At 39.8% G+C, this 3447-nt stretch carries 5 protein-coding genes; all 5 read right to left on the reverse strand.

Annotated elements, in window-relative coordinates; translation table 11 throughout:
- Positions 1-565 (reverse strand): FHIPEP family type III secretion protein (locus tag L654_RS0112500; protein WP_029753596.1); only part of this gene is annotated, 565 nt, incomplete at its 3' end.
- A 72-nt stretch (positions 566-637) separates the two neighbouring features.
- Entirely contained in the window at positions 638-1768 is a 1131-nt protein-coding gene (gene flhB / locus L654_RS0112505) for a flagellar biosynthesis protein FlhB (RefSeq protein WP_024608165.1), read from the reverse strand.
- 9 nt (positions 1769-1777) lie between these two features.
- Positions 1778-2557, reverse strand: coding sequence for a flagellar biosynthetic protein FliR (gene fliR / locus L654_RS0112510; RefSeq protein WP_007585805.1), 780 nt, complete (start codon positions 2555-2557; stop codon positions 1778-1780).
- Between the two features lie 2 nt (positions 2558-2559).
- Positions 2560-2829, reverse strand: a complete 270-nt coding sequence (gene fliQ, locus L654_RS0112515; protein WP_002959325.1) for a flagellar biosynthesis protein FliQ — start codon at positions 2827-2829, stop codon at positions 2560-2562.
- 40 nt (positions 2830-2869) lie between these two features.
- On the reverse strand, positions 2870-3447 hold a 578-nt coding region (gene fliP / locus L654_RS0112520; protein ID WP_024592744.1), incomplete at its 5' end, for a flagellar type III secretion system pore protein FliP.

The raw sequence follows: 3447 nt of genomic DNA on the forward strand, positions 1-3447 counted from the left end.
GAGTTACTTCCTCGCGGCGGTCACGCGCTTGCTCAGCACTGATAAAACCAGCGTTTAAATCGGCGTCAATTGCCATTTGTTTACCCGGCATTGCGTCAAGGGTGAAACGTGCAGATACCTCAGAAATACGCCCAGCACCTTTAGTAATTACCACAAAGTTAATAATGATCAGAATTAAAAATACGACCAAACCAACAGCGTAGTTACCACCAATAACTACGGAGCCAAACGCTTCAATTACCTTCCCAGCAGAATCCCCACCGTTATGACCCTCAAGTAATACAACTCGAGTGCTGGCAACATTAAGCGCTAAGCGCATAATCGTAGCGATTAGTAATACAGAGGGGAATATACCAAACTCAACCGGCTTCATCGTGTAAACAGTCACGAGTAAAACCACTAATGCGAGGGCAATATTAAACGAGAAAAGGATATCGAGTAAAAATGGCGGTAACGGTAAGATCACCATTCCCAAGGCAGCAAGCACAAGCAAAGGAGTACCTACCCCTTTGGCATAGTCTTTTTTGTCTCTGTTAAGTTGTTGTAATACCGCTTTAAAACTCATAATTCTACAATTTCAAAAAATTGACACTACGTAGAATTTGCAATAACTATTCCAAGTTACTAAGTTAACGGTTTAATACTTGTAGGCATCGGGGATTGGGAGCTTATTATTAAGTTTAGTTGGGCGTTTTCCGCGCCCTTTATTAAAGCGCTTAAGCTGAAATACATACGCTAAAACTTGCGCTACTGCAGTAAATAGCTGATCGGGTATTTGCTCTCCTACTTCAGCAGTATGATAAAGCGCTCGGGTCAACATAGGGGATTCTAAAATAGGTACTTCATTCCCTATTGCTACTTTTCTAATTTGCATCGCCATTTCATCGATACCCTTAGCAAGCACTATTGGCGCTCCTGCGCGCTCTGTATCGTATTTTAATGCTACTGAGTAGTGAGTTGGGTTGGTAACAATAACATCAGCGTCAGGGACATCTTGCATCATACGGTTTTGCGACATTTGCCTTTGAGTTTGCCTAATACGCGCTTTTATTTGTGGGTCACCTTCAGAGTTTTTATACTCATCTTTAATCTCTTGCATTGTCATTTTAAGTTGTTTGTTATGGTTATAACTTTGAAATGGTGCATCAATAGCCGCAATAATAATTAAAGTGCACGAAAGACCTAAAAACATCCAGCCTAAAATCTCTAAGGCATGGATAATATTACCTGGTGCACTTTCTAAACTTAAATGCAGTATTTCATCAAAATAGGTATTAATTAAAAATATAGCAAAACTTGCAACCAAACCAAATTTTAAAAGTGACTTTATAAGCTCAATAGCCGCTTGCGGGCCAAACATACGTTTAAAGCCTTTCATTGGCGACATTTTACTTGCTTTAGGTGCAGCGGCTTCCCAGCTAAAATTAAAACCACCTAGTAACGTATTACCAATAAATGCAGCCAAAACTATAATTAATACAAACATAGCCATAGGAAACATTAAAGCGTCTGCAACCTCTCCCCATACGGCAAACATTTTAGTAGTATCAAAGGCTTCGTTACGATTTAAGCTAAGGGTTCGGCCCATTACATTGTATAAACCTTTACCAATTTCTGGCCCATACATCAAAAGTGATATAGCCGAAAAAATAAGTACAAACATGGTACCTAGCTCTTTTGAGCGCGCTATTTGGCCTTTCTTTTTAGATTCTTCAAGCTTTTTTGATGTGGGTTCTTCTGTTTTTTCTTGTCCTGAGTCTTCAGACATGACTTTCTCCTAAGGTGAGCAACCAACTAAAGTACACATTAGCTCAACCATTTTTAACCATTGAAACTCAAACTGAGTAACAAAGTTACCTAGTGTCGCCCAAATAATAATAAGTCCCGCTACCAAGGTAAACGGAAAACCAATAGAGAAAATATTTAATTGCGGTGCTGCACGCGTCATAATACCAAACGACATATTAATAACGAGCATCGCGGTAAGCGGTGCAAGTGAGAGTACCAGTGCTGTAGTAAACATCCAGCCACCCCAGGTCACTATGTCCCAGTAATGATCTACAGACCACCATGTGCCATCAATGGGTAGCACTTGAAAACTATGCACCACCATTTGAATCATCATTAAATGACCGTTAAAAGCAAAAAATAATAGCGTCGCCAAAATAAGGAAAAACTGGCCCACAGCAGGCACACTCGCGCCATTAGAGGGGTCAATAACCGAAGCAAAACCTAAACCGGTTTGCATCGCGAGTATTTGCCCTGCTAACACAAAGGTATTTAATAAAAGTATAGATGCAAAACCAATAGCAACACCAATCAGCATTTGTTGAATAACGACTAAAATCATCTCAAACGAAAATAAATTAGTGAATGTAGCTGGGGGCAAAACAGGAACTACAACAAAAGTTACAACAACCGATAAACCCATTTTTATACGTGTAGGAACATTTTTAGCCCCCAAACCAGCCATAATCATAATCATTGAGCTAATGCGTACCAGCGGCAACAAAAAATCGCTCAACCATTGAATAACGACAGCAAAGGGGTATTCCACGCTTAACCTGCAATTTCAGGAATAAGTAATACTAGGCGAGTAAAAAAGTCCATTAGCTCTTGAGTAAGCCAATGCCCACCCACAATAAGCGCACTAATGGTAATTAATAAACGAGGTAAAAAGCTCAATGTTTGTTCATTGATAGACGTTGCGGCCTGAAACACAGCAACCACTAAACCAATAATTAAGCCTGGGACTACAATTGCAGACACCAGCTTAATAACTAAAAAAAGAGCGTCACTTAGGATATCAACAAAAATTTCCGGTTCCATGTTGTACTCCTATTGTTGGGTCATGTTAATGCTTTGCAAACTAAGTCCCTAAACCAAAGCTTTTGGCTAAGGTACCCATCACTAAGCTCCAGCCGTCTACAAGTACAAATAACATAATTTTAAACGGTAAGGACACAATCATGGGTGAAAGCATCATCATACCCATCGCCATTAATACCGAGGCGACCACTAAATCAACAATTAAAAATGGGATAAAAAACATAAACCCTATTATAAATGCGGTTTGCAATTCGCTGGTTACAAAGGCGGGTATAAGCACTATTAACGGTGTGTCTTGTGGCGAATCTAGCTGATCGTAACCGGCAATTTTAGCAAACGTTTCTAAGTCTTTGAGACGCACTTGAGAAAGCATAAAGGCTTTCATTGGCTCTTTAGCCAGCTCTAAAGCTTGTACTGAAGTAACCTGCTCATTTAAGTAAGGTTCTATAGCTCGCTCGTTTACCTGCTGATAAATAGGCGACATTATAAAAATACTTAGAAAAAGCGACATCCCTAATAATACTTGGTTTGACGGTGTTTGCTGTAAGCCAATTGCTTGGCGCAAAATGGCGAGTACAACAATTATTCGTGTAAAGGAGGTCATCATAATTATGGCAG

This window comes from Pseudoalteromonas sp. TAB23, assembly GCF_000498075.1.
Classification (GTDB): Bacteria; Pseudomonadota; Gammaproteobacteria; order Enterobacterales; family Alteromonadaceae; genus Pseudoalteromonas; species Pseudoalteromonas arctica.

What these genes read in the sequence shown, in the direction of transcription:
- flhB (WP_024608165.1), bottom strand. Translation starts at nt 1,768, where the DNA reads ATGTCTGAAGACTCAGGACAAGAAAAAACAGAAGAACCCACATCAAAA.
- fliQ (WP_002959325.1), bottom strand. Translation starts at nt 2,829, where the DNA reads ATGGAACCGGAAATTTTTGTTGATATCCTAAGTGACGCTCTTTTTTTA.